Consider the following 2721-nt stretch of genomic DNA (forward strand, 5'->3'; position numbering starts at 1 on the left):
CCCCAAAGGCAACACTTTCATTTTTAAAAGTGTCAACCTCTAAGGGTATTGTACGATCACCGACTTTAAGGCTATTCGGCAAGCAGAGAACCTACAAGCCGCCAAAGAACGATTGGCGGCTTTCAGTGCTAAGTGGGAGTCCCGTTATAAGCGTCGAATCAAGAATCTAGTCCAAATGGAGGAGCTATTCACGTTCTTCAGTTTTCCAACTGCGATCCGTCAGACCATCTACTCGACGAACCTAATTGAGTCGTTCAATAAGAGCCTGAAGAAGATGGTCCGACGTAAAGAGCAGTTCCCAAACGAAGGAGCCCTCGATCGCTTTATCATGACGCAAGTGATGGAGTACAACGATAAATTTGAGAATCGAGCACATCGGGGATTCAAGGACTGTCACGACACGCTTGATTCGATGTTTTAGAATTGCCAATTCATGCGGGCGAAGTTTCCTTTTTTACACAACATTCTTGACACACTCTCTCCTTGCAAGACTTTGTTACGGTATTTAGTTCCCCAAATAATATGGTAATTTAAGTTATATACAGAAGTTCTTCCATATGTGAGTCTATTTGTATCTTTCATACCAATAATTATATTATATATTTATCTATCCATGTGTCCTAAAGGACACAAAATTAGGGCCATTCATCACGTCCTTAAAAGAACATGTTTCCTTGCCCCTTTTCAGAAAATTAACAGGCCAGTTTAAAACTGGTTTATCAATAAAAGCGGGTCACTCCACCCCATGATTCAAGTCATGTGTTGGAGTGACCCTTTGGCGTCCCCACGGTCCGCTAGTCCTCAATCAAACTGTCAGTTGTCCTTAATCGGGGGCGCTTACCGTCTTAATTTTGGTAGTTAACCGTTTGCTGATCCGCCAAGGCGTAGGTCGTCAGCTTAGCTTGGTCTAAATCAACGTTATGCAGCTTAACGGCATTGATTTGGTTGTTAGTGTAGGTCGTGTAATAATAAATACCTTGGTCAGCATCAACGCAGGAAGAATAAATGGTGTATTCAAACTGGTTGGGGGCCACTTCATCCAGATTCTTGGGCTGTTCCACCGAATGGAGGATGTGGAAGAAGTCCGTTACCTGTTCCAAAGGAGTAGCGCTGTGCGGGGCGTTGAGCTTGGTAAAAGCCACCTTAACAAACCGTGACATCGAATCCATCCCGCCAGGAAGGAAATGCGAACCTAGTCCCCGACTGTAATCATTTAAGGCTGTCGCAGGTTGGAAGCTGTTTTCTTGCACCCGCGGGCTAACTGACCGGTAGTTGTTCAGGTTAAACAGCTGTTTATCAAAGGAAGGGTTGTTAGTCAATACTCCGACCGGGTTGTCATAAACGTGGAGACCATCTTTGTCACATTCAACTACTAAACTGGTAGCGCTGTGGGTGTCACCAATCAACCAGTGGAGGGGTGACAATGGTAAATCATCACTGAAATTAATTTTGACTAAATTAAGCTTGGTCAACAATTGTTTGGCTTCGGCAATGGAAGCAGCTTGTCCTAATACCCACGGGATAAACTCAAAGGGAGTCACGTTAGCCTTATCCGTGGCCAAAGCCTTGTAATCGGCATTGTCAGGATAGTTCAGACCAGCCATAGACAGCCCCTTTTCATTGGTGGCATCAAAGTAAAGGGGGTAATCATCGACAACAATCCCCATGCCAATAAGAGCGTAGTGGTGCGTCAACGGAGCAACTTGCCGAAAATGAAACGGGTAGTTCCGGGGGGTGACAACAACTTGTTCACCATACGAAATTTCTAGGTCCAGGTTGCGGCCAAAGAAGTGGTGGGAACCGGTTTGGAAATTAACTGCTGTACACATGAATTAGACTTCCTTTCTTAAACACAGACTTAGGTACAACTTAAAATCCAAGGCTAGTATAGCATTTAATGCTCAAAAGTGACAGACGGAATTGGGATGACAGGCACCTACGGCGGCTTAGTTCATCTCTTGCTCGTCAACGGGGCATAGCGCCCAGCTAAAAAACTAGCCGCGATTACGGGGTTCACCCCGGTAATTGTAGCTGGTTTCATCAGTTAGGTCATTGGACTTTGTTGCCTTTTCTCAAAAAGTTTTTCATTTAATCTTCAATCTCTTAACTGATTCAAATTTAAATGGCAGATTGCAAGAAATAACTTGAACGAATTTAGTGACGTAGGTTAAGCAAGAAGACCTCGATTGGTGTATGCCAATTAAGACATTTAAGTGGCCGGGAATTCAAACTGCCAATAGATAATGTATTCACCATCCATGGCCATCATAACAAAGGCAGCTTTGAAATTATCCGGTAAATATGCTTTTTTAAATATCCGACATACCATAAGGTTAAATCGATAATTTGCACACAAAAAAAATGGGCACAAAGCCCATCATATCAGTGTATATGGCCATCCCTCGATGCAAGCCCATGCACACGTTTTTTTCTGTGTGCAAATCGTGTGCATGATATTCTGAAATAAACAAAAACAGTCCTTGATACATCTTCGCAAAACGTTGATATATCAAAGACTAATAAACTTTGTAAGTTTTAACTATGCTGACTAGAGGATTCGAACCTCCGACCTACGCATTACTAGTGCGTTGCTCTGCCAACTGAGCTAAGTCAGCATATAGCGGCGAACCGCTATAAAAAAAGAGTACGGACATCCGTACTCAACTCGCGTGGCGACGCCCTATCCTCGCAGGGAGCGATCCCCCAACTACTTTCGGCGCG

General features: G+C 43.8%; 1 protein-coding gene, 1 tRNA gene and 2 pseudogenes. 1 reads left to right on the forward strand and 3 read right to left on the reverse strand.

All coding sequences use genetic code 11. The annotated features are described in order from the left end of the window. Positions 1-55 precede the first annotated feature (55 nt). A pseudogene (locus FC43_RS09440) lies at positions 56-421 on the forward strand (transposase); the annotation flags it as partial. 38 nt (positions 422-459) lie between these two features. Here the strand turns inward: FC43_RS09440 and FC43_RS11460 are convergent. From FC43_RS11460 to FC43_RS09450, 3 genes and pseudogenes are all read right to left on the reverse strand, one after another. Beyond that, a pseudogene (locus FC43_RS11460) lies at positions 460-582 on the reverse strand (transposase); the annotation flags it as partial. Between the two features lie 263 nt (positions 583-845). Beyond that, complete coding sequence (gene bsh, locus FC43_RS09445; protein WP_056955493.1) at positions 846-1829, reverse strand: choloylglycine hydrolase; 984 nt, start codon at positions 1827-1829, stop codon at positions 846-848. Between the two features lie 713 nt (positions 1830-2542). Beyond that, positions 2543-2615, reverse strand: a tRNA-Thr gene (locus FC43_RS09450). Positions 2616-2721 lie beyond the last annotated feature (106 nt).

Origin of the sequence: Limosilactobacillus ingluviei DSM 15946 (assembly GCF_001435775.1) — a bacterium.
Lineage (GTDB): Bacteria > Bacillota > Bacilli > Lactobacillales > Lactobacillaceae > Limosilactobacillus > Limosilactobacillus ingluviei.